This window comes from Streptomyces sp. NPDC037273 (assembly GCF_055603625.1).
The window spans coordinates 558,511-579,899 of the sequence record NZ_JBVJVO010000003.1 but is presented as its reverse complement, the minus strand read 5'-3'; the positions used below and the strand labels follow the sequence as shown (position 1 = coordinate 579,899).

The following is a 21,389-nucleotide window of genomic DNA, read 5'->3' as shown; positions in this document are numbered from 1 at the left end:
CAGGACCAAACGGAACATGGCGGGACTATTCTCCCGCCGGACTGCGGCCGGACTATTCGGCGGGTTCGATCCCGGCCCGGAGCAGTCCGTAGGTGAAGGCGTCCTCCAGGGCCTGCCAGGAGGCGGCGATGACGTTCTCGCCGACGCCGACGGTGGACCACTCGGCGTTGCCGTCGCTGGTGGTGACCAGGACCCGGGTCGTGGACTCGGTGCCGTGGCGGCCCTCCAGGATGCGGACCTTGTAGTCGACCAGCTCGAACTTGGCCAGCGGCGGGTACATCCGCTCCAGGGCCACCCGCATCGCCCGGTCCAGGGCGTTGACGGGGCCGTTGCCCTCGGCGGTGGCGACGATCCGCTCGCCCTTGGCCCAGAGCTTCACGGTGGCCTCGTTGGCGTGGGTGCCGTCGGGGCGGTCCTCGACGATCGCGCGCCAGGACTCCGTACGGAAGTAGCGGCGGGCCCGGCCTTCGGCCTCCTCGCGGAGAAGGAGTTCGAAGGAGGCGTCGGCGGCCTCGTAGGTGTAGCCCTGGAGCTCGCGCTCCTTGACCCGCTCGACGACCCGGCCGACCAGTTCGCGGTCGCCGCCCAGGTCGACGCCGAGCTCCTTGCCCTTGAGCTCGATGGAGGCGCGGCCGGCCATGTCGGAGACCAGCATCCGCATGGTGTTGCCGACCAGCTCGGGGTCGATGTGCTGGTAGAGGTCGGGGTCCACCTTGATCGCCGAGGCGTGCAGGCCGGCCTTGTGGGCGAAGGCCGAGACGCCGACGTAGGGCTGGTGGGTGGAGGGGGTGAGGTTGACGACCTCGGCGATGGCGTGCGAGATCCGGGTCATCTCGGCGAGCGCGCCGTCGGGCAGGACCTTCTTGCCGTACTTGAGCTCCAGGGCCGCGACGACGGGGAAGAGGTTGGCGTTGCCGACCCGCTCGCCGTAGCCGTTGGCGGTGCACTGGACGTGGGTGGCGCCCGCGTCGACGGCGGCGAGGGTGTTGGCGACGGCGCAGCCGGTGTCGTCCTGGGCGTGGATGCCGAGGCGGGCGCCGGTGTCGGCGATGACGGTGGCGACGACGGCCTGGATCTGGGCGGGGAGCATGCCGCCGTTGGTGTCGCAGAGGATGACGACGTCGGCGCCGGCCTCGTGCGCGGCGCGGACGACGGCCTTGGCGTAGTCGGGGTTGGCCTTGTAGCCGTCGAAGAAGTGCTCGCAGTCGACGAAGACGCGGCGGCCCTGGGAGGTCAGGAAGGCGACGGTGTCGCGGACCATCTCCAGGTTCTCGTCGAGCGTGGTGCGCAGCGCCAGCTCGACGTGCCGGTCGTGGGACTTGGCGACCAGCGTGATGACCGGGGCGCCGGAGTCGAGGAGCGCCTTGACCTGGGGGTCCTCGGCGGCCTTGCCGCCGGCCCTGCGGGTGGCGCCGAAGGCGACGAGCTGCGCGTGCCGGAAGGTGATCTCCTGCTGGGCGCGGGCGAAGAACTCCGTGTCGCGCGGGTTGGCGCCCGGCCAGCCGCCCTCGATGAAGCCCACGCCGAAGTCGTCGAGGTGTCGCGCGATGGTCAGCTTGTCCGCGACGGTGAGGTTGATGCCTTCACGCTGTGCCCCGTCGCGCAGCGTCGTGTCGAAGACATGGAAGCTGTCGTCGACGTGGCGGTCGTCGAGGCGCGAGCTCTCGCCGTTCTCCGTGGTCATGACTGTGATGGCTCCTGTCGGATGTGGCTCCGGAAGGTCTGGATCCACTTGCCCCCATTCTCACGCGTCGTCCGTTTCCGGCGTGGGTGGGGCCGGAAAACGAAAAAACCCCTCGCGGGTGCGAGAGGTCTGCGCGCGGGTCTGGGGCACGGTGTCCACCGCCGCGGGGGTTGTTCCGCGATTCAGTGGCCACTGCGGACCGGCGCGCCGCTGCCGATAATCATCGTGGTAGCAAGCACGCCGGAAGTCTGACACAGCCGGGCGTTCGGCGGGACGGTGGTCTCACGATACGGGCAGTCCGTCGCGCCGCTGCCCCGGCACCTCGCCGCCGTCCGCCCCGACCCGCCCCAGGTCGATGTCCCGGGTCTCGCGCATCGCCAGGTAGACGACCAGGGAGACGGCCGCGCAGCCGGCCACGTACCAGGAGAAGCCGGACTCGACGCCGGCGTCCTTGAACCAGAGGGCCACGTACTCGGCCGTGCCGCCGAAGAGGGCGTTGGCGATCGCGTACGGCAGGGCGACGCCGAGGGCGCGGATGCCGGTGGGGAAGAGCTCGGCCTTCACGCACGCGTTGATGGAGGTGTAGCCGGTGACGACGAGCAGGGCGAGCAGCGAGAGGCCGAGGGCCGGCCAGAAGGAGCCCGCGTGCTTCAGCATCGCCAGGATCGGCACGGTGAGCAGCGTGGAGCCGACGGCGAAGGTGACGAGGAGGGGGCGGCGGCCGATCCGGTCGGAGAGCGCGCCGGCGAGCGGCTGGAGGCAGGCGAAGACGATCAGCGCGCAGAAGGAGACCAGGGTCGCGGTCTGCTTGGGCAGTCCTGCGGAGTTCGACAGGTACTTGGTGAGGTAGGTGGTGTACGTGTAGTAGGCCACGGTCCCGCCCATGGTGAGCGCCACCACGAGGAAGGCCTCGCGCCGGTGCGCCCAGAGCGCCCTGAGGGTGCCCTGCCGGCCGGGCGCGACGCCGTCGCCCGCGGTCTCCTCGTACACCTCGGTCTCCAGCATGGTGCGGCGCAGGTAGAAGACGACGGCCGCGCCGAGGGCGCCGATGACGAAGGGGATGCGCCAGCCCCAGGCGTGCAGGGAATCGGCGGACAGGGTGTGCTGGAGGACGAGCAGCAGGCCGAGGCCGAGGACCTGGCCCGCGGTCATCGACACGTACTGGAAGCTGGAGGCGAAGCCGCGGTGGCGCGGGGCCGAGGCCTCGGTGAGGTAGGTGGCGCTGGCCGCGTACTCGCCGCCGACGGAGAGGCCCTGGAGGAGGCGGGCGACGAGCAGGACGGCGGCCCCGCCGTAGCCGGCCACGGCGTAGGTCGGCGCGACGGCGATGAGCAGCGCCGAGGCCGACATCAGGGTGACGGTGAGGGTGAGCGCGGCCTTGCGGCCCTTGCGGTCGCCGACCCGGCCGAGCAGCCAGCCGCCGACCGGGCGCATGAAGAAGCCGACGGCGAAGATGCCGGCGGTGTTCATGAGCTTGGCGGTGTCGTCGCCCTCGGGGAAGAAGGCCCCCGCGAAGTAGGTCGCGAAGCTCGCGTAGACGAACCAGTCGAACCACTCGACCATGTTGCCCGCCGAGCCGACCCAGATCTTCTTCCAGTGCTCTCGTCCCATGGACCGGAACCGTGCCGGAGGCGGCCGGGCCTCAACAAGGGTGCAGCACGCAACGATCGGGAGTACTTGCGTGCCTAAAGATCACGGAATCAGGGTTTCGGCGAAGAACTCCCGCACGTGGTCGAGGACTTGCCCCCGCCCGGTGCCCGGGATGCCGACGGCGACGTGCACGCTGAAGCCGTCGAGCAACGCCCTGGTCCGGGTGGCGTACCGGTCCGGGTCGACGGCCCGGAACTCGCCCCGCGAGATCCCTTCGGCGAGGATCGCCACCAGGTCCCGGTGCCAGGCCCCCTCGATGGCGGCCTGCCGGGCCCTGGCGTCCTCGTCGGCGTTCTGCGAGCGGTTCCACACTTCGAGCCAGAGCGTCCAGTGCGGGTCGCGCGGCCCGTCGGGCACGTACACGTCGACGTACCCGTCGAGCCGCTCGCGCGCGCTGCCCGGCCGGGACAGCAGCGCGCTCCGCTCGGCGCCGAGCCGCCCCTCGCTCCACTCCAGAGTCCGCAGCAGCAGCTCGTCCTTGGTGCCGAAGTAGTAGAGCAGGTGCCCGCTGCTCATCCCCACCTGCCGGCCGAGCCCGGCCATGGTCAGCCCGTCGAGGCCCCGCTCGGCGATGGTGTCCATCGCCGCCGCGAGGACGTCCTCGCGGGGCGGCGCGGCCTGGTTCCGGCGGCGGGGGTGGGGCGGGGACGGGTTGCTGCTCTGACTCACTCGTACGTTCTACCTCATGGTCCGCCCGGGTCAGACCTTCGGCTGCTGCTGGGTGATGCAGTGGATGCCGCCGCCGCCGGCGAAGATCGTGCGGGCGTCGACCAGGGTCACCGTGCGCTCGGGGAAGAGGCGGCGGAAGATCTCCGCGGCGACCTCGTCGTGCGGGTCGTCGAAGGCGCAGAGGACGACGCCGTCGTTGCACAGGTAGTGGTTGATGTACGAGTAGTCGACCCAGTCGCCCTCCTCGTCCTTGAGGACGGTCGGGGCCGGGACCTCGATGACCTCCAGGGGGCGGCCCTGGGCGTCGGTCTGGCGGCGCAGGAGCTCCACGTAGGTCCGGGAGCGCTCGAAGTCGGGGTGGGCCGGGTCCTGCTGGCTGTGCACGAGGACGGTGCCGGGGCGGGCGAACGCGGCGACGATGTCGACGTGGCCCTGGGTGCCGAAGAGGCCGTAGTCGCCGGCGAGGCCGTGCGGGAGCCAGATCGCCTTGGTCGTGCCGAGCTTGGCGTGGATCTCGGCCTCGACCTTCTCGCGGGTCCAGTCGGGGTTGCGGCCGTAGCCGAGCTGGACGGTGTCGGTGAGCAGGACGGTGCCCTCGCCGTCGACGTGGATCGCGCCGCCCTCGTTCACCAGCGGCGACGGCAGTACGCGGACTCCCGCCGCGTCCGCGACATGGCGGGCGATCTTGGAGTCGTGCTCCCAGCGGGCCCAGTCCTGGCCGCCCCAGCCGTTGAACACCCAGTCCACGGCGGCCAGTTCGGTGCCGTCGGTGACGAAGGTGGGACCGATGTCCCGCATCCAGGCGTCGTCGAGCTCGCGCTCGACCAGCTCGATCTCCGGGCCGAGGAGCGCGGCGGCCGACTCGGCGTCGCCGGGGGCGACCACCATCGTCACCGGTTCGAAGGCGCGGACGGCCCGGGCCACGGACGCCCAGGCGGCGCGCGCCTCGGCGAGCTCCTCCTCGTTGGTGAAGGTGGGATTGGTGCTGGGCCAGGCCATCCAGGTGCGCTCGTGCGGCATCCACTCGGCGGGCATGCGGAAGGTCATGAGGTGTCCTAAGGAGGGTCAGAGGAAGGAGAGGCGGTTCAGGGAGATCGAGTCGGCCGGTGCGGGGCGGACCGGCCGTGGGGAAGGTCCGGCGTACGGTCTCGCCGGCCCTTCCCCCTCCCCCGCGCGTCGCGGGAGGTGACCCCGATCGCACCGAGGCCGTTCGCGGAAGGACGCGGCGGCCGGCTCGGCGGCGCCGAAGAGCGGCAGCTGTCGCGCTCGGTGGGGGTCAGTCGCACGTCCGTACACCTCCTGTTTGAGCGACACTCTAAATGCTCAGAAGCTGAGTGCCAAGCATTGACGTGGCCGACCGGCATGAGTCACATTGAGCGGCACTCTAAATATGGCCCGCCAGCCCCCGCAGGGAGTCCTCATGCCGATAGAACAGCGCGGAGTCGACACCATCCCCGAGGCCGAACGCACCAGCGGCCCCCGCGACCTCGTGTCGATCCTGCTCGGATCCAACCTCTGCCTGGGGGTGATCGTCTTCGGCTGGCTGCCGGTCTCCTTCGGGCTCGGCTTCTGGGCCTCGGTGACCTCCGTCGTCACCGGCACCCTCGTCGGGGTCGCCGTCACCGCCCCGCTCGCGCTCGTGTCCCTCCGCACCGCGACCAACCTCTCCACCTCGTCCGGCGCCTTCTTCGGCGTCCGCGGCCGGCTCGTCGGCTCGGTGGTCGGCCTGCTGCTCTCGCTCGGCTACACCGCCCTGACGCTGTGGATCGGCGGGGACGTCATGGTGGGCGCACTCGCCCGGCTCGTCGGCCTGCCGACCGGCGGCGCCGCGCACGCCACCGTCTACGCCCTGCTCGCCGCCTGCACGGTGGTCGCCGCGGTGTACGGCTACCGACTGCTGCTCCGGCTCAGCAAGGCGCTCGCGATCGGCATGACCCTGCTCCTGGCCGTCGGAATCGCCGCCTACGCCGGGGACTTCACCACCGCGGCCGTACCGGACACCCCGTACCTGCTCGGCTCGTTCTGGCCGACCTGGCTGCTCTCCGCCGTCGCGGCCGGACTCAGCGGACCGGTCGCCTTCATCACCCTGCTCGGCGACTACACCCGGTACGTCTCCCCCGAGCGCCACAGCCCCAAGACGGTCTGGCGGGCCACCTGTCTCGGCCTGCTCGTCGGCCTCCTGGTCCCCCAGCTCTTCGGCACCTTCACCGCGCTCGCCGCCCGCGGCGGCCTCGACTACGCCGGCCCGCTCGTCGCCGCCTCGCCCGTCTGGTACCTGATCCCGCTGCTGATCGCCGCCACCGCCGGCTCGGTCGGCAACGCCGGTCTGATGCTCTACTCGATGGGCCTCGACCTGGACGCCATCCTGCCGCGGGCCACCCGCGCGCACGCCACCCTCGTGGTCGCCGCGGTGGCGACGGCCTTCGTCTTCCTCGGCCACTTCGCCTCGGACGCGCAGACCGCGATGACCTCCTTCGTCCTGCTGCTCACCGCGATCGGCACCCCGTGGGCCGTCATCACCCTGATCGGGCACGCGCGGTGCGGCGGGAACTACGACCCGGAGGCGCTCCAGGTCTTCAACAACCGCTCGCGCGGCGGGATCTACTGGTTCTCCGGCGGCTGGCACCCGCGCGCCACCGCCTCCTGGGCGATCGGCGCCGCCGTCGGCCTCGCCGCGGTCTCGACGCCCCTCTACGAGGGGCCGCTGCTCGCCCTCACCGGCGGGATCGACTGCAGCTTCGTCCTCTCGGGTCTCGTCGGCGGCGCGCTGTACGCCGCCCTGACGCCGAAGAGGGCCCCCGCGACCGAAGAGCCGGTCGCGGAAGCCCTCGCTGCCACGGAGTAGCGACTAGCCGAGCTGGTGCATCCAGCCGTGGACGTCCTCGGCCTTGCCGGTCTGGATGGCCAGGAGCGCCTCACGGAGCTTCATCGTGACCTCGCCGGGCTCGCCGCCCGACTGCTGCCACTCGCCCCGGGCGGACTTGACCGTGCCGACCGGGGTGATGACGGCGGCGGTGCCGCAGGCGAAGACCTCGGTGAGCGTGCCGTTCTCGGAGTCGGCCTGCCACTGGTCGATGGAGACGCGGGCCTCCTCGACCTCGTAGCCGAGGTCCGCGGCGAGCCGGAGGAGGGAGTCGCGGGTGATGCCCTCCAGGATCGAGCCGGTGAGGGCCGGGGTGACGATCTTGTTGCCGTACACGAAGTACAGGTTCATCCCGCCGAGTTCCTCGACCCACTTGTGCTCGACCGCGTCGAGGTAGCAGACCTGGTCGCAGCCCTTGGCCGCCGCCTCGGCCTGCGCGAGCAGGGAGGCCGCGTAGTTGCCGCCGGTCTTGGCGTCGCCCATGCCGCCCGGGACGGCGCGGACGCGGTCCTCGGAGGCCCAGATGGAGACAGGCTTCACGCCGCCCGGGAAGTACGGGCCGGCCGGGGAGGCGATGACCACGAAGAGGTACTCGTTGGCCGGACGGACGCCGAGGCCGACCTCGGTCGCGATCATGAACGGGCGCAGGTAGAGCGAGGACTCGCCGCCGTGCTCCGGAACCCATGCCTCGTCGTGCCGGACGAGGACGTCACAGGCCTCGACGAAGGTCTCGACCGGCAGCTCGGGCATGCCGAGGCGGTGCGCCGAGCGCTGGAAGCGGCGGGCGTTGGCGTCCGGACGGAAGGTGGCGACCGAGCCGTCGGGGCGGCGGTAGGCCTTCAGGCCCTCGAAGATCTCCTGCGCGTAGTGCAGGACGTTCGTGGCCGGGTCCAGGGAGAGCGGGCCGTACGGGACGAGCTGGGCGTCGTGCCAGCCGCGGCCCTCGGTCCACCGGATGGTGACCATGTGGTCGGTGAAGTGGCGGCCGAATCCCGGGCTGGTCAGGATCGCCTCGCGCTCCGCGGCGGACAGCGGGCTGGAGGAGGGCTTGAGCTCGATCGTGGGCGTCGTCATGAGTGCGTGTCCTTCACCGGTTGTGTGGGGCGGACCGCGCTCACGCCTCAGTGGTCGGCGTCCCGGGTACTGGGACGTCCGAGCATGCCCGCATGCCGCGGCCCCACGTTCGATTATCGCTCGTGGGGGCCGGTGCACGAAACGGGTGAACACGGTCCAGGGTTCGATGGTGGCACCCTGCGGCCGCACAGGTACAGCCGCCGGGCGCTGAGGCGACCCGGCGGCTGCTGTCGTACGTCAGTAGGCGCGGGTCAGCTCGCTACTCGCGCGGCGAGCGCGTCGCCGATCTCGTCCGTCGTACGGACGGTCGCGCCCCGCTCGGTGAGGTCGGCCGTGACGGCCTCCTCGACCCGGGCGGCCTCGGCCTCGTAGCCGAGGTGGCGCAGCAGGAGGGCGACGGAGAGGACGGTGGCCGTGGGGTCGGCCTTGCCCTGGCCCGCGATGTCCGGCGCGGAGCCGTGCACCGGCTCGAACATGGACGGGAAGTCGCCGCTCGGGTTGATGTTGCCCGAGGCGGCGACGCCGATGCCGCCGGAGACGGCAGCGGCGAGGTCGGTGATGATGTCGCCGAAGAGGTTGTCGGTGACGATCACGTCGAAGCGGGCCGGGTCGGTGACGAGGAAGATCGTCGCGGCGTCGACGTGCAGGTAGTCGGTGGTGACCTCGGGGAACTCCTGGGCGACACGGTTGAAAGTGTCGGTCCAGAGGTGACCGGCGAAGGTCAGCACGTTGTTCTTGTGGACCAGCGTCAGCTTCTTGCGCGGACGGGCCTGGGCGCGGGCGAAGGCGTCCCGGACCACGCGCTCGACACCGAAGGCGGTGTTGACCGAGACCTCGGTGGCGACCTCGTGCGGGGTGCCCTTGCGGATGGTGCCCCCGTTGCCCGTGTACGGACCCTCGGTGCCCTCGCGGACCACGACGAAGTCGATCGCGGGCTGCCCGGCGAGCGGGGTGGCCACGCCGGGGAGCAGCTTCGACGGACGCAGGTTCACGTGGTGGTCGAAGGCGAAGCGGAGCTTCAGCAGGAAGCCGCGCTCCAGGACGCCGGACGGCACCGACGGGTCGCCGATGGCACCGAGCAGGATGGCGTCGTGCTTCTTGAGGGAGTCGAGATCGGCGTCGGTGAGGGTCTCACCGGTGGCGTGGTAGCGCCTGGCGCCGAAGTCGTACTCCTCGGTCTCCAGCTTCACGTCCTGGGGAAGGACGGCCGAGAGGACCTTGAGGCCCTGGGCCACGACCTCCTGGCCGATGCCGTCGCCGGGGATGACTGCGAGATTGATGCTGTGAGACATGTCGGCACCCTACTCTTCGTCCCATCGTCTGACACGTTCCGTCCGCCATGTGGACGAAGGGACAGTCGGACGGGAGCGTGACAAGGGCCGGTCAGTGCCCGGTGGAGCCGCCGTTGTCACGGCGGTCGAGGGCGCGCTGGAGGGCGGCCGCGGCGTTCTGGCGGGCCTCGTCGCTGGGACGGCTGGCGGAGTGGCGGACGCGGCGGGCGGTCTGAACTGCCATGAGGGATCGACTCCTTGAGATCAATTGGTGATCCGGAACGTGCGGAGATCAGCTTGTGATCGAAGGCGCCGGAAGGGGCGGTGAGCGCCGCCGCAGGGGTTGCCTGCACAGGGCATCGCGCTCTCGACCGCCATTCGCTGATGAAGCGAGACGTTCGGCTCCTACAAAGCTAGGCCAGGCCGCCGCATCTGTCTCCACAATTACTCGGACTTCCTACTATCTGAGACGGCGATCCGACCGAACGGCCGCGCGGACCACCGATCAGAGCCCGCGCCGACCCGGACCGGAGCGGGCGACTCCCTGGTCAGAGCCCGCGCAGCTCCCTGATCAGGGCGCGTACGGCGAGGGAGCGGGCCAGCTCCGGGGTGGTGACGTAACCCACCGAGCGGGTGGGGCGCTCCGCGCCGAGATCGGTGATCTGCACCGAGGGCGGTGCTCCGATCAGGGACAGCTCCGGCATCACCGCCATCCCGAAACCACTGCTCACCATCGAGAGCACCGCTCCGTCGTCCTCCGCCTCCACCGTCGCCGGCGGCAGCCACTCCTGGGCCGCCCACCACTCCCGGGTGTACGAGGTGCAGTTCTCCATCCAGTCGACCAGCGGCAGCGTGCGCGGCGCCGGATGACCGGCCGGATGCACCAGCGCGTACCCCTCCTCCACCAGGACCCCGCCGACCAGGTCCGGCGGCACGGGCGAGCCGGTCCCGATCGTCGCGATGCCGATGTCGGCCCGCCCGTCGAGCACTTCACCCGCCGTGCCGCGCCCCACCTCCCGTACGATCCGCACCTCGGGCGCGACCTCCGGGTGCCGGGCGGTCAGCCGCTCCAGGGCCCGGGGCAGCAGATGCAGGGCGGCGCTGCGGAAGGCCGCGATCCGCAGCGGTCCGGCCGGGGAGCCCGGCCCCGCGGCCCCGGCCCGCACCTCGGAGGCCATCACCTCCAGGAGCCGCAGCACCCGCCGGGCGTGCCCGATGGCCCGCTCACCGGCCTCGGTCGGGGTCGCCCCGTTCCGGCCGCGGTCGAAGAGGACGGCGCGGAGCTTGCCCTCGGTCGTCCGGACGGAGTGGGAGACGGCCGACTGGGTCATGCCGAGCACCACGGCGGCGGCCGAGAAGCCGCCCTCGCTCCCGACGGCGACGAGGACACGCAGCTCGCGCGGCGCGAGATCGGTCATGGGGGCTCCCACCTCGAAGTATGAACGGCATTCATGGATCGGTCCGTTCCATGAGAGGAACCCTCTGCCCGGCGCCCGGATTCCTTCCTACGGTCTCCCCCATGACGAACGCCACCATGATCACCGTCCAGCAGACCGCCCGCCCCGACGGCTTCCCCACCCCCGGCGACTTCGCCTTCGTCGAGTCCCCGGTCCCCGCGCCCGAGCCGGGCACCGCGCTCGTCGAGAACCTCCAGTGGTCCGTCGACCCGTACCACCGCGAGGCCATGGACGAGGACGTCCTGTGGACCCTGAACTCGCCCATGGAGGGCCGCACCCTGGGCCGGGTGCTCGAATCCCGCGACCCGGCGCTGCGCCCCGGCGACCTCGTCCTGCACCGCAAGGGCTGGCGGACCCACTCCCTGGTCTCCCGCGGCGAGGTCCGCCCGGTCCCCGACTTCGGCCCCGGCGTCCCGCTCGCCGCCCATCTGAGCCTGCTCGGCGGTACGGGCCTGTCGGCCTATGTGGGCCTGACCCGGATCGCCCGGCTCCAGCCGGGCGAGGACCTCTTCGTCTCGGCGGCCGCCGGCGGGGTGGGCACCGCGGCCGGCCGGATCGCCCGGCTGCTCGGCGCGGGCCGTCTGGTCGGCAGCGCGGGCTCGGCCCGCAAGGTCGCCTACCTGACGGAGGAGGTCGGCTTCGACACGGCCTTCGACTACCACGAGGGACCCGTCGCCGAGCTGCTCGCGAAGGCCGCGCCGGAGGGTCTCGACGCCGTCCTCGACGGGGTGGGCGGGGTGCACCTGGAGGCGTCGATCGCCTCGCTGCGCGAGTACGGCCGGATCGCCTGGGTCGGCGCGGTCGCCCAGTACCACTCGCTCTCCACTCCCCCGCCGGCCCCGCGCAACCTCTTCGACCTGGTCGGCAAGAGCATCCGCCTGGAGGGCTTCCTGGTGCGCGATCACATGGACGCGCAGGAGGAGCTGTACGACCTCGTCGTGCCGCGGCTGCGCAGCGGGGAACTGCCGCTGGACACCACGGAGGTGAGGGGCTTCGAGAACATCGTGGACGCGTTCCTGCGGATGCTGCGCGGCGAGAACATCGGCAAGATGCTGGTCACCGCCTGACATTCGATCCCTATCTAGATTGCATTCCTACCTAGGTAGTGCTGAGATGGACCCATGGCCACAGACCGCAGATCCAGCTGGCTCAAGGGAGTCCTCGACCTGCTCGTCCTCTCCTGCCTGACCGGCGGGGAGAGCTACGGGTACGAGATCGCCAAGGCGCTCGCCGAGGCGGGCCTCGGCGAGATCAAGGGCGGGACGCTCTATCCCGTACTGAACCGCCTTGAGCAGGCCGGCCTGGTCGAGGCCGAGTTCCGCGCCGCCGAGCGCGGGCCCGGGCGCCGCTACTACCGCCTCACCGACGTGGGCCGCACCCGGCTCACGGAGGAGGGCGCGGCCTGGACGGAGTTCCACCGGGCCGTACGGACGCAACTGCACGCAGGGGGAACCGCACCATGACCACCGACACGTACTTCGCCGAGCTGACCGAGGCACTGCGCACCGCCGGCGTGCCCGAGGAGCAGATCGCGCGGACCACCGACGAACTGCGCGGACACCTCGCGGAGACGGGGACCTCGCCGGAGGACGAGTTCGGGCCGGCCGCCCGGTTCGCGGAAGGGCTCGGCGGCCTCGCCCCGGCCCCCGGGGAACCGGACGAGGCGGCGGAGCGCTGGACGTGGACCGCCGACCTCTTCAACGACCGCAAGATGCTGGCCGTCCACGGCGACCAGGGCTGGGAGGTCGAATCGCTCGACGCGGTCGGCAGGTTCGTCTGCCGCCGGGCCCCCGGCGTCGCCCTCGCCTGGGAGTACCGCCGCGAGGTGATCAAGGGCGGGCGGCGCGCCCGGGTCCTGGCCGAACTGGAGCCCGAGGGCTGGGAGCTGTTCGGCGAGTGGCTGGTGTACGGCTACTTCAAGCGCCCCAAGGCCGCGACCGACGGCCCCGCCGGGGCCCGGACTTCCCTCCCCGCGACCCCCAGCAAGTGGCTGTTCCTGAGCCGCCGCGCCAAGGCCCTGCTCGCCGTCTGGTTCGTCCTCGCCTCCCTCGCCTACGTCACCGTCGGCCTGCCCGGGTACGCGGTGGCCTTCATCGCCCTCGGCGGCGCGGTCGCGGCCGTCTACACGGCGAAGCTGGAGACGGAACGCGGACAGGTGGAGGCCGCGCGCGAGGAGGCCGCGCGCGAGGAGTGAGCCCCTCCCCGGGGGCAACCCCCACCCCCTAACCCTTAAAAGCACGTTGACAGGTTACGAGTCGATCCGCTTGAATCGACTCGTAACCAGTGACACGCCGATAAGGGGTTAGAACGATGTCCGTGCTGCCGACCCACCACCGCACCGTCACCGTCCGGGGCCACGAGATCGCCTACCGCGAGGCCGGCCCGGTCGACGCCCCCGTGCTCCTGCTGCTGCACGGCTTCCCGACCAGCTCGCACATGTTCCGCGACCTGATCCCGGCCCTCGCCGACCGGTACCGGCTGATCGCCCCCGACCACCTGGGCTTCGGCCGCAGCGCCGCCCCCTCGGCCACCGAGTTCGACTACACCTTCGCCGAACTCGCCGCCCTCACCGCCGAGTTCACCGAGGCCCTCGCCCTCGACCGGTTCGCGCTCTACATCCAGGACTACGGCGCCCCGATCGGCCTCCGCCTCGCCCTCGCCCACCCCGAGCGGATCACGGCGATCGTCACCCAGAACGGCAACGCCTACGAGGAGGGCCTCGGCGCCGAGGCCTGGGCCCCCGTCCTCGCCCTCATCGAGAACCGCACCCCCGAGACCGAGGAGCCGGTCCGCGCCATCCGCTCCCTCGACGGCATCAAGTGGCAGTACGAGACCGGCGTCCCCGCCGGCTACCGCGACCGCCTCAGCCCCGACGCCTGGCACCACGACGCCGCCCTCATGGCCCGCCCCGGCCAGGACGACATCCAGCTCGGCCTCATCGCCGACTACGGCACCAACTTCGCCCTCTACCCCGCCTTCCAGGAGTACTTCCGCTCCTCCCGCGTCCCCCTCCTCGCCGTCTGGGGCGAAGGCGACCAGATCTTCGTCCCCGCCGGCGCCGAAGCCTTCCGCCGCGACCTCCCCGACGCCGAGATCCACCTCCTCCCCACCGGCCACTTCGCCCTGGAAACCCACGCCCCGGCCGTCGCCGAGCTCATCGGCGACTTCCTGGCCCGGCGCGTCGCGAAGGGGCACGCCGGGGCGGGGGAATGAGAACCGCCCCCGTCCTCAGTTGGGGGACCGAGGAAGGGGGCGGTGTCAGGGGCCTCCAGGAGGCAGGGAGCCTCTGGGAGGCGGGGGGCGTCAGCCCATGTGGGGGTAGCCGTACTCGGTCGGCGGGACCAGCGTCTCCTTGATGGCGCGGGTCAGCGTCCAGCGCATCAGGTTCTGCGGGGCGCCGGCCTTGTCGTTGGTGCCCGAGGCACGGCCGCCGCCGAAGGGCTGCTGGCCGACGACGGCACCGGTCGACTTGTCGTTGATGTAGAAGTTGCCCGCGGCGAAGCGGAGCTTCTCCATCGTGTACGCGGCGGCGGCGCGGTCGCCGGAGATGACCGAGCCGGTGAGGGCGTAGTCCGAGACCGACTCCATCTGGGTCAGCATCTCGTCGTACTTGTCGTCCTCGTAGACCAGGACGGCCAGGATCGGGCCGAAGTACTCGGCCTTGAAGACCTCGTTCTCCGGGTCGGTGCACGCGATGACGGTCGGGCGGACGAAGTAGCCCACCGAGTCGTCGTAGGTGCCACCGGCGATGATCGTGCAGCTCGGGTCGGCCGCGGCACGGTCGATCGCCGCCTTGTTCTTGGCGAACGAGCGGTCGTCGATGACGGCGCCGATGAAGTTCGACAGGTCGGTGACGTCACCCATGGTGATGCCGTCGACCTCGGCCGCGAACTCCTCCTTGAAGCCGTCGTTCCAGATGGACGCCGGGATGTACGCGCGCGAGGACGCGGAACACTTCTGGCCCTGGAACTCGAAGGAGCCGCGGGTCAGCGCGGTCTTCAGGATCGCGCGGTCGGCGCTGGGGTGCGCGACGACGAAGTCCTTGCCGCCGGTCTCGCCGACGATCCGCGGGTAGGAGCGGTACTTCTCGATGTTGGTGCCGACCGTCTTCCACAGGTGCTGGAAGGTCCGGGTCGAGCCGGTGAAGTGGATGCCGGCCAGGTCGCGGTGGTTCAGGGCCACCTCGGAGACGGCGATGCCGTCACCGGTCACCAGGTTGATGACGCCCTTCGGCAGGCCGGCCTCCTCCAGGAGCTCCATGAGGAGCACGGCGGAGTGGGTCTGCGTCGGGGACGGCTTCCAGACCACCACGTTGCCCATGAGGGCGGGGGCGGTGGGCAGGTTGCCGGCGATGGCCGTGAAGTTGAACGGCGTGATCGCGTAGACGAAGCCCTCGAGCGGGCGGTGGTCCAGACGGTTCCACACACCCGGGGAGTTCGCCGGCGGCTGCTCGGCGAGGATCTGGCGGGCGTACGCCACGTTGAAGCGCCAGAAGTCGACGAGCTCGCACGGGGTGTCGATCTCGGCCTGCTGGGCGGTCTTCGACTGGCCGAGCATGGTGGACGCGGCCAGCGTCTCGCGCCACGGGCCGGCCAGCAGCTCGGCGGCGCGCAGGATGATCGCGGCACGGTCGTCGAAGGACATCGCGCGCCAGGCCGGGGCCGCGGCCAGGGCCGCGTCGATCGCGTCCTGGGCGTCCTGCTCGGTGGCGCCGCGGAAGGTGCCGATGACGGCCGCGTGGTTGTGCGGCTGGACGACCTTGAACTCCTCGCCGCCGCCGAGGCGCTTCACGCCGCCGATGGTCATCGGCAGCTCGCGCGGGTTCTCGGCCAGCTCCTTGAGCTTGACCTCAAGACGGAGGCGCTCGGCAGAACCGGGGGCGTAGCTGTGCACCGGCTCGTTGACCGGAGCGGGGACCTGGGTGACAGCGTCCATGAGTCTCGTAACTCCTTGTGAGAGGTGGGCTCAGCCCTTGGTGAGGATGGAGCGGACGAAGAACAGCAGGTTGGCCGGCTTCTCCGCGAGGCGGCGCATGAAGTAGCCGTACCAGTCGGTGCCGTAGGCGGTGTAGACGCGCATGCGGTGGCCCTCGGCGGCGAGGCGGTTCTGCTCCTCGCTGCGGATGCCGTACAGCATCTGGAACTCGTACTCGTCCAGCTTGCGCCCGGCGCGGCGGGCCAGCTCCTGGCCGATGGAGATCAGGCGCGGGTCGTGCGAGCCGATCATCGGGTAGCCCTCGCCGTCCATGAGGATCTTCATGATCCGGACGTACGCCTTGTCGATCTCGGGCTTGTCCTGGATGGCGACGGAGGCGGGCTCCTTGTAGGCACCCTTCACGATCCGGACGCGGGAGCCGTTCGCGGCGAGGCGGCGGGCGTCGTCCTCGGTGCGGAAGAGGTAGGCCTGGATGACGCAGCCGGTCTGCGGGAAGTCCTTCCGCAGCTCCTCGTGGATGGCGAACATCGAGTCGAGGGTGGTGTGGTCCTCGGCGTCCAGGGTGACGGTGGTGCCGATCTCGGCGGCGGCCTCGACGACCGGGCGCACGTTCGCGAGGGCCAGCTCGTGGCCGTTCTCGAGCGACTGGCCGAACATCGACAGCTTCACGGACATCTCGGCGCGCTCGCCGAGGCCCAGCTCCTTGAGGCGGCCGATGAGCTCCAGGTAGGCGTCCCGGGCGGCGTACGACTGCTCGACGGTGGTGATGTCCTCGCCGACGACGTCGAGGGTGACCTCCAGGCCGCGGTCGCTCAGCTCGGAGACGATCGGGACGACGTCGTCGACCGTCTCGCCGGCGATGAAGCGGGCGACGACCTGCTTGGTCCCGGGGGCGGCCGACACGAGACGGCGCATCTTGTCGCTGCGCGACGCGGCGAGGATCACGGGACCCAGCACGGGGCACCTCCAGAAAGGCAGAAGTAGAAACGGGGCCGTACCAGGATCAAAGCAACGAACCGGGAACAGCACGGAGAACCACCGTGAAACCTATGGATCGCTCCGATCCTCTGCCATCGACAGCTGTCACGCATCCGTGCGCGGCGCCTCATACACATGTCTGAAGGGGTGCGAGAATGGTGCCGTGAAGGGCGATTACCAAGAACTGGTCGACGAGATCTCCGCGCTCCTCGGCGCCCCGGCGACGCTGGAGAACCGCGACTTCGGACTGATCGCCTTCGGGGCGCACGACAGCGACGACGACACCGCGATGGACCCCGTCCGCACCCGCTCGATCCTGACCCGGAAGTCGACGCCGGCGGTCCGCGCCTGGTTCGAGGGCTTCGGCATCACCCGCGCCACCGGCCCGGTCCGCATCCCCGCCGCCCCGGACGCGGGGGTCTTCCGGGACCGCATCTGTCTTCCGGTACGCCATCGGGGGGTCGTCCTCGGGTACGTCTGGCTGCTCGACGCCGAGCCCGGCCCCTCGCCCGAGCGGCTGGCCGCCGCGATGGACGTCGCCGCCCGCATCGGCGACCTCCTCGCCGACGAGGAGCGGGCGGGCGCCGACCTCTCCCGCGAGTTCGTCGCGGTGCTGACCGCCGGGCGCGGCTGGCAGAGCGACATGGCCGTCGCGGCCCTCCGGGCTGCCCTCGGCCCCAGCGCGGACGGCCTCCACACGGTCGTCTGCGTGACCCCCTGGCAGGGCGAGGCCCCCTCGATCCGCGCCGTCCCCGGGGCGGCGGCGGTCGCCACCCTCCCGGAGAGCGAGTCCCTCGCCGTTCTCGTACGGCTGCGCACGGCCGAGGACCTCTCCCCCGCCCACACCGCCGCCGAGCGGCTCCGCGGCGGCACCCCGGCCGGTATCGCGACCCCCCGCCGGGGCCTCACGGACCTCCCGGCGGCCTGGCGCGAGGCCAGCACCTCGGCCCGTGCCGCCACCGCGCAGCCCTCGCTTGGCCCGGTCGCGGAGTGGGCCCGGATCGGCCCGTACCGGCTGCTCGCGGCGCTCTACCACCCCGAGATCGACCCGGCCGTGGCGCCGCTGCTGGCCCCCGTCCACGCCGAACTGGCCCGCACCGCCGAGGTGTTCCTCGACAACGCCGGCCAGGCGGGCCGCACGGCCGCGGCCCTCGGCATCCACCGCCAGACCCTCTACTACCGCCTCTCCCGGGTCGAGCAGCTCACCGGCCTCGACCTCGACGACGGCGAGGACCGCCTCCTCCTCCACATGTCCCTGAAGTCGGCCAAGCTGTAGGCGGATCCGCCCGGAGGACGGCCGGCACGCCGGCACTTCGGCCGGGAGGTAGTCCTTCCGGCCGAGGGGTTCTCAGGGAGATGTCCGGGCCGGTCCCCGATACCCCCGGGCGACCGGGCGCCCTACCGTCGTCAGTGGGTGACCGGAGCAGGTGAGGGGGCGTCATGAAGGCGTGGGTGCAGGACCGTTACGGATCGGCGGACGTGCTGGAGTTCGCGGAGGTCGAGAGGCCCGTGCCGCGCGCGGGCGAGGTGCTCGTCCGCGTCCACGCGGCCGCCGTGAACGCGGCGGACTGGCACCTGATGCGGGGCGATCCGTACGTGGCCCGGCTCGCCCTCGGCCTGCGAAGACCGAAGGAGCGGATCCGGGGCAGGGACTTCGCGGGCCGCGTCGAGGCCGTGGGCCCCGGGGTGGCCGGTCTGCGCCCCGGCGACGAGGTCTTCGGGGAGGCCCCCGGGACCTTCGCCGAGTACGTCTGCGCCCGGGAGGCGGCGACCGAGCGCAAGCCCGCCGGGCTGACCTTCGAGCAGGCGGCGGCGCTACCGCTCGCGGGCAACACCGCCCTGATGGGACTGCGGGATCTGGGGAAGATCCGGCCGGGCCTGAAGGTCCTCGTCAACGGCGCTTCGGGCGGGGTCGGGACCTTCGCCACGCAGCTCGCGAAGGCGTTCGGCGCCGAGGTGACGGGGGTGTGCAGCGCCCGGAACGCCCAGCTGGTCCTGGGCCTGGGCGCCGACCGGGTGATCGACTACTCCCGGGAGGACTTCACCACCGGCCAGGACCGCTACGACCTGGTCCTGGACCTGGTGGGCAACCGCTCCCTCGGCGAGCTCCGCCGGGTCCTCTCCCCCACCGGCGTGGTCGTCCTCTCCGGCGGCGGCGTCTTCGAGGGCGGCAGCGTCTTCGGGCCGATGGGACTGATCCTCCAGGGGCAGCTGCGCTCCCTGTTCTCCGGCGGGCGGATCCGCGTCCTCACGGCCGTGCCCTCCCGGGAGAACCTGGCGGCGCTGCGCGAGTTCGCCGAGGACGGTCGCGTCACCCCGGTGATCGAGCGGACCTATCCGCTGGCCGAGGCGGCGCGGGCCCTCCGGTACGTCGAGGAGGAGCACGCCCGCGCGAAGGTGGTCCTCAGCTGTCCTCCCCCATCAGGACCTTGAGCCCGGCGGTGAGGTCGTCGGCGGTCGGCGCGGTCTCCGGGTCGACCATCCACTGGATCATCACGCCGGTGGCGAGCGCCTGACAGAGGAGTCCCGCGACCCGGGCCTTCTCGGGGTCGGCCTCGGGGTCGAGGCCGAGGAAGCCCTCGGCCATGCCGAGCCGGCCCTCGCGCTGCGGCTCCTTGATGGCGTCCCGCAGCTTCTCGTCGTCGTCGAGGCGGGTGACGATCTCGGTCTGGAGCTTCCAGACCTGCCGGCTCGCCTCGGCCGCGCCGATGACCTGCTCCCAGACGGCGTGGAAGCGGGCGTACGGGTCGGCCGGCAGCTCCCGCTTCTCCTCGCCGGAGCCGGCGGGGCCGACCCGCTGCCCCCACTCCTCGGTGAGGGCGAGGAAGGCCTGCTGGAGCAGGGCGTCCTTGGAGCCGTAGTGGTAGCCGATGGAGGCGAGGTTGGTGCCGGACGCGGCGACGATGTCGCGCGCCGTGGTCCGCCCGTACCCCTTCTCCAGGAGGCAGCGCTTGGCACCGTCGAGCAGGTCTTCCTTGTGTCCCATGACAGCACTGTACCCGGCCGATAGACAATCGTGTAAGACGTCTGTCTATCGACCGGGTACGGGTACCGATCAGGGGCCGTGCGTCAGATCAGGTTGACCGAACGGGCCGAGGCGGCGCCGATCTCCTGCGCGATCTCCGCGATCACCGGCGCCGGGACCGTGTCGTCCACGGTGAGCACGACGAGGGCCTCGCCGCCCTCCTCCGCGCGCGCCACCTGCATCCCGGCGATGTTCAGACCGGCCTCGCCGAGGATCCGGCCGACCGTGCCGACGACACCCGGGCGGTCCTCGTAGCGCAGCACGATCATGTGGTCGGCGAGCGCCAGGTCCACGTCGTACTCGCCGACGGCGACGATCTTCTGGAGGTGCTTGGGGCCGGCCAGCGTGCCGGAGACCGCGACCTCCTCGCCGTTCGCCAGCGTGCCGCGCACGGTGACGACGTTGCGGTGGTCGGGCGACTCGGAGCTGGTCGTCAGGCGCACCTCGACACCGCGCTCCTGCGCGAACAGCGGGGCGTTGACGTACGAGACGGTCTCGTCGACGACGTCCTCGAACACGCCCTTGAGCGCGGAGAGTTCGAGCACCTTCACGTCGTGCTGGGTGATCTCGCCGTAGACCTCGACGTCGAGACGGGCCGCGACCTCGCCGGCGAGCGCGGTGAAGATCCGGCCGAGCTTCTCGGCCAGCGGCAGACCGGGCTTCACGTCCTCGGCGATAACACCGCCCTGGACGTTGACCGCGTCCGGGACCAGCTCGCCCGCGAGCGCCAGGCGCACCGACTTGGCGACGGCGATGCCGGCCTTCTCCTGGGCCTCGTCCGTGGAGGCGCCGAGGTGCGGGGTGCAGACGACCTGGTCGAGCTCGAAGAGCGGGGAGTCCGTGCAGGGCTCCTTCGCGTACACGTCGAGACCGGCACCGGCGACCCGGCCCTCCTTGAGGGCGGTGTACAGCGCGGCCTCGTCGACGATCCCGCCGCGCGCGGCGTTGACGATGCGGACCGAGGGCTTGACCTTGTGCAGCGCCTCGTCGCCGATGAGACCGATGGTCTCCGGGGTCTTCGGCAGGTGGACGGTGATGAAGTCGGCGACCTCCAGGAGCTCGTCCAGGGCCAGCAGCTTCACCCCCATCTGGGCGGCGCGGGCGGGCTGCACGTAGGGGTCGTACGCGACGATCTTCATGCCGAAGGCCGACATGCGCTGGGCGACCAGGACGCCGATGCGGCCGAGGCCGACGACACCGAGCGTCTTCTCGCTCAGCTCGACGCCCGTGTACTTGTTGCGCTTCCACTCGCCGTTCTTCAGCGCGGTGTTGGCCTGCGGGATGTTGCGCGCGGTGGCGACCAGCAGACCGCACGCGAGCTCGGCGGCGGTGACGATGTTGGAGGTCGGGGCGTTCACGACCATGACGCCGGCCTTGGTGGCGGCGGAGACGTCGACGTTGTCCAGTCCGACACCGGCACGGGCGACGACACGGAGCTTGTTCGCGGCGGCGAGGGCCTCGGCGTCGACCTTGGTCGCGGACCGGACCAGGATCGCGTCCACGTCCGCGATGGCGGGGATCAGCTCGGCGCGGTCCGCGCCGTTGCAGTGCCGGATCTCGAAGTCCGGGCCCAGCGCGTCGACGGTGGCGGGCGACAGCTCTTCAGCGATGAGTACGACAGGTTTCGAGCTCACGTGAGTCCTCACAGGTCCAGTGCGGACGGCCGTCCCGACGGCCGCAGGCGGTGGAGGGGGCTTGCCGCGTGAAAGCGCACGACGCTGTGGGCCTGACGCGTATGTTGTTGAGAAGTGTAGTGGTGCGTCGGCGCACTTCATGCGCCTCG

Annotated in this window: 19 protein-coding genes; 7 read left to right on the top strand and 12 right to left on the bottom strand. The window is 71.4% G+C overall.

Annotated elements, in window-relative coordinates:
• Nucleotides 1–52: 52 nt before the first annotated feature.
• From cimA to ACZ7G1_RS11870, 4 genes are all read right to left on the bottom strand, one after another.
• Nucleotides 53–1,684 carry a citramalate synthase gene (gene cimA, locus ACZ7G1_RS11885; RefSeq protein ID WP_470872083.1) on the bottom strand — a complete coding sequence of 544 codons (1,632 nt, stop codon included), beginning with the start codon at nucleotides 1,682–1,684 and terminating at the stop codon, nucleotides 53–55.
• 282 nt (nucleotides 1,685–1,966) lie between these two features.
• Nucleotides 1,967–3,295 (bottom strand): MFS transporter, encoded by a 1,329-nt coding sequence (locus ACZ7G1_RS11880; protein WP_470872084.1) that lies wholly within the window; start codon nucleotides 3,293–3,295, stop codon nucleotides 1,967–1,969.
• 81 nt (nucleotides 3,296–3,376) lie between these two features.
• Complete coding sequence (locus ACZ7G1_RS11875; RefSeq protein ID WP_470872761.1) at nucleotides 3,377–3,916, bottom strand: TetR/AcrR family transcriptional regulator; 540 nt, start codon at nucleotides 3,914–3,916, stop codon at nucleotides 3,377–3,379.
• Nucleotides 3,917–4,033: 117 nt separating this feature from the next.
• Nucleotides 4,034–5,050: an agmatine deiminase family protein gene (locus ACZ7G1_RS11870; RefSeq protein ID WP_470872085.1), complete on the bottom strand. Its 1,017-nt coding sequence runs from the start codon at nucleotides 5,048–5,050 to the stop codon at nucleotides 4,034–4,036.
• 373 nt (nucleotides 5,051–5,423) lie between these two features.
• Between ACZ7G1_RS11870 and ACZ7G1_RS11865 the strand changes: the two genes are divergently transcribed.
• The gene (locus ACZ7G1_RS11865; RefSeq protein WP_470872087.1) at nucleotides 5,424–6,848 is read left to right on the top strand and encodes a cytosine permease; all 1,425 of its coding nucleotides are present in this window, start codon (nucleotides 5,424–5,426) and stop codon (nucleotides 6,846–6,848) included.
• A gap of 3 nt (nucleotides 6,849–6,851) precedes the next feature.
• Here ACZ7G1_RS11865 and ACZ7G1_RS11860 read toward each other — a convergent pair whose 3' ends face one another.
• From ACZ7G1_RS11860 to ACZ7G1_RS11845, 4 genes are all read right to left on the bottom strand, one after another.
• Nucleotides 6,852–7,940: a branched-chain amino acid aminotransferase gene (locus tag ACZ7G1_RS11860; protein ID WP_470872088.1), complete on the bottom strand. Its 1,089-nt coding sequence runs from the start codon at nucleotides 7,938–7,940 to the stop codon at nucleotides 6,852–6,854.
• A 251-nt stretch (nucleotides 7,941–8,191) separates the two neighbouring features.
• Entirely contained in the window at nucleotides 8,192–9,232 is a 1,041-nt protein-coding gene (locus ACZ7G1_RS11855) for a 3-isopropylmalate dehydrogenase (RefSeq protein WP_470872090.1), read from the bottom strand.
• A 91-nt stretch (nucleotides 9,233–9,323) separates the two neighbouring features.
• Nucleotides 9,324–9,455, bottom strand: a complete 132-nt coding sequence (locus ACZ7G1_RS11850) for a hypothetical protein (RefSeq protein WP_470872092.1) — start codon at nucleotides 9,453–9,455, stop codon at nucleotides 9,324–9,326.
• 304 nt (nucleotides 9,456–9,759) lie between these two features.
• Nucleotides 9,760–10,629 (bottom strand): LysR family transcriptional regulator, encoded by an 870-nt coding sequence (locus ACZ7G1_RS11845; protein WP_470872094.1) that lies wholly within the window; start codon nucleotides 10,627–10,629, stop codon nucleotides 9,760–9,762.
• 101 nt (nucleotides 10,630–10,730) lie between these two features.
• Between ACZ7G1_RS11845 and ACZ7G1_RS11840 the strand changes: the two genes are divergently transcribed.
• The 4 genes from ACZ7G1_RS11840 (at nucleotide 10,731) to ACZ7G1_RS11825 (ending at nucleotide 13,881) form a co-directional block, all read left to right on the top strand.
• A complete protein-coding gene (locus ACZ7G1_RS11840) occupies nucleotides 10,731–11,735 on the top strand; it encodes a zinc-binding dehydrogenase (protein WP_470872096.1) in 1,005 nt (334 codons plus the stop codon).
• 54 nt (nucleotides 11,736–11,789) lie between these two features.
• Complete coding sequence (locus ACZ7G1_RS11835; protein ID WP_470872098.1) at nucleotides 11,790–12,131, top strand: PadR family transcriptional regulator; 342 nt, start codon at nucleotides 11,790–11,792, stop codon at nucleotides 12,129–12,131.
• Nucleotides 12,128–12,862 (top strand): hypothetical protein, encoded by a 735-nt coding sequence (locus ACZ7G1_RS11830; RefSeq protein ID WP_470872100.1) that lies wholly within the window; start codon nucleotides 12,128–12,130, stop codon nucleotides 12,860–12,862. Before ACZ7G1_RS11835 ends, ACZ7G1_RS11830 begins: the two co-directional genes overlap by 4 nt.
• A gap of 116 nt (nucleotides 12,863–12,978) precedes the next feature.
• Nucleotides 12,979–13,881 (top strand): alpha/beta fold hydrolase, encoded by a 903-nt coding sequence (locus ACZ7G1_RS11825; RefSeq protein WP_470872102.1) that lies wholly within the window; start codon nucleotides 12,979–12,981, stop codon nucleotides 13,879–13,881.
• A 90-nt stretch (nucleotides 13,882–13,971) separates the two neighbouring features.
• Here ACZ7G1_RS11825 and pruA read toward each other — a convergent pair whose 3' ends face one another.
• Entirely contained in the window at nucleotides 13,972–15,603 is a 1,632-nt protein-coding gene (gene pruA, locus ACZ7G1_RS11820; protein ID WP_470872103.1) for an L-glutamate gamma-semialdehyde dehydrogenase, read from the bottom strand.
• 30 nt (nucleotides 15,604–15,633) lie between these two features.
• On the bottom strand, nucleotides 15,634–16,560 hold the full coding sequence (locus ACZ7G1_RS11815; protein WP_470872104.1) for a proline dehydrogenase family protein: 927 nt from the start codon (nucleotides 16,558–16,560) through the stop codon (nucleotides 15,634–15,636).
• 184 nt (nucleotides 16,561–16,744) lie between these two features.
• On the opposite strand from ACZ7G1_RS11815, the gene ACZ7G1_RS11810 reads away from it, so the two are divergent.
• The gene (locus ACZ7G1_RS11810; protein ID WP_470872105.1) at nucleotides 16,745–17,857 is read left to right on the top strand and encodes a PucR family transcriptional regulator; all 1,113 of its coding nucleotides are present in this window, start codon (nucleotides 16,745–16,747) and stop codon (nucleotides 17,855–17,857) included.
• A gap of 164 nt (nucleotides 17,858–18,021) precedes the next feature.
• Nucleotides 18,022–19,014, top strand: a complete 993-nt coding sequence (locus tag ACZ7G1_RS11805) for an NAD(P)-dependent alcohol dehydrogenase (protein WP_470872107.1) — start codon at nucleotides 18,022–18,024, stop codon at nucleotides 19,012–19,014.
• Here the strand turns inward: ACZ7G1_RS11805 and ACZ7G1_RS11800 are convergent.
• Complete coding sequence (locus ACZ7G1_RS11800) at nucleotides 18,986–19,567, bottom strand: TetR/AcrR family transcriptional regulator (protein WP_470872109.1); 582 nt, start codon at nucleotides 19,565–19,567, stop codon at nucleotides 18,986–18,988. The two genes, ACZ7G1_RS11805 and ACZ7G1_RS11800, sit on opposite strands and share 29 nt — an antisense overlap.
• 83 nt (nucleotides 19,568–19,650) lie before the next feature.
• Nucleotides 19,651–21,240, bottom strand: coding sequence for a phosphoglycerate dehydrogenase (gene serA, locus ACZ7G1_RS11795; protein ID WP_470872111.1), 1,590 nt, complete (start codon nucleotides 21,238–21,240; stop codon nucleotides 19,651–19,653).
• Between the last annotated feature and the right edge of the window lie 149 nt (nucleotides 21,241–21,389).

Bases quoted from the DNA above. Each gene is read 5' to 3' on its own strand.
- cimA (WP_470872083.1), bottom strand. From the start codon at position 1,684: ATGACCACGGAGAACGGCGAGAGCTCGCGCCTCGACGACCGCCACGTC.
- ACZ7G1_RS11880 (WP_470872084.1), bottom strand. From the start codon at position 3,295: ATGGGACGAGAGCACTGGAAGAAGATCTGGGTCGGCTCGGCGGGCAAC.
- ACZ7G1_RS11875 (WP_470872761.1), bottom strand. From the start codon at position 3,916: ATGGACACCATCGCCGAGCGGGGCCTCGACGGGCTGACCATGGCCGGG.
- ACZ7G1_RS11870 (WP_470872085.1), bottom strand. From the start codon at position 5,050: ATGACCTTCCGCATGCCCGCCGAGTGGATGCCGCACGAGCGCACCTGG.
- ACZ7G1_RS11865 (WP_470872087.1), top strand. From the start codon at position 5,424: ATGCCGATAGAACAGCGCGGAGTCGACACCATCCCCGAGGCCGAACGC.
- ACZ7G1_RS11860 (WP_470872088.1), bottom strand. From the start codon at position 7,940: ATGACGACGCCCACGATCGAGCTCAAGCCCTCCTCCAGCCCGCTGTCC.
- ACZ7G1_RS11855 (WP_470872090.1), bottom strand. From the start codon at position 9,232: ATGTCTCACAGCATCAATCTCGCAGTCATCCCCGGCGACGGCATCGGC.
- ACZ7G1_RS11850 (WP_470872092.1), bottom strand. From the start codon at position 9,455: ATGGCAGTTCAGACCGCCCGCCGCGTCCGCCACTCCGCCAGCCGTCCC.
- ACZ7G1_RS11845 (WP_470872094.1), bottom strand. From the start codon at position 10,629: ATGACCGATCTCGCGCCGCGCGAGCTGCGTGTCCTCGTCGCCGTCGGG.
- ACZ7G1_RS11840 (WP_470872096.1), top strand. From the start codon at position 10,731: ATGACGAACGCCACCATGATCACCGTCCAGCAGACCGCCCGCCCCGAC.
- ACZ7G1_RS11835 (WP_470872098.1), top strand. From the start codon at position 11,790: ATGGCCACAGACCGCAGATCCAGCTGGCTCAAGGGAGTCCTCGACCTG.
- ACZ7G1_RS11830 (WP_470872100.1), top strand. From the start codon at position 12,128: ATGACCACCGACACGTACTTCGCCGAGCTGACCGAGGCACTGCGCACC.
- ACZ7G1_RS11825 (WP_470872102.1), top strand. From the start codon at position 12,979: ATGTCCGTGCTGCCGACCCACCACCGCACCGTCACCGTCCGGGGCCAC.
- pruA (WP_470872103.1), bottom strand. From the start codon at position 15,603: ATGGACGCTGTCACCCAGGTCCCCGCTCCGGTCAACGAGCCGGTGCAC.
- ACZ7G1_RS11805 (WP_470872107.1), top strand. From the start codon at position 18,022: ATGAAGGCGTGGGTGCAGGACCGTTACGGATCGGCGGACGTGCTGGAG.
- ACZ7G1_RS11800 (WP_470872109.1), bottom strand. From the start codon at position 19,567: ATGGGACACAAGGAAGACCTGCTCGACGGTGCCAAGCGCTGCCTCCTG.